The sequence below is a fragment of the Hungatella sp. SL.1.14 genome (genome assembly GCF_024460495.1).
Taxonomy (GTDB): Bacteria; Bacillota; Clostridia; order Lachnospirales; family Lachnospiraceae; genus Hungatella; species Hungatella hathewayi.
On sequence record NZ_JANFYJ010000536.1, the window covers coordinates 1 to 287 of the forward strand.

General features: G+C 47.7%; 1 pseudogene. It reads right to left on the reverse strand.

The window, feature by feature from the left end:
- Positions 1 to 284, reverse strand: a pseudogene (locus tag NE473_RS32190) (hypothetical protein); the annotation flags it as partial.
- Between the last annotated feature and the right edge of the window lie 3 nt (positions 285 to 287).

Here is a 287-nt window from a genome sequence, read left to right on the forward strand (position 1 = left end):
TTCTTAAGCATTTCAATATTCTCCATGATGCGGGTAAAGCTTCCTTTTCCTGCCGGAGTTTTCCGGTAATAGTCGTGCTGTTTCGGCCCCCCGTCCAAGGATATAAAACTGATTCCGCCGAATCCCTTCCAGCCGTTGGCGAAATTTTCTACTCTCCAGGCCGGAGGAATCAAATTCATTCCTCCGTTTAAGATTTCCGTGTTATTTTTGAGTGAGCCGCTGATCATCCAGAGCACCAGAGAGTTATTTCTTCCGTATCGGCCGCCGCTTATCATCGTCATCATGGG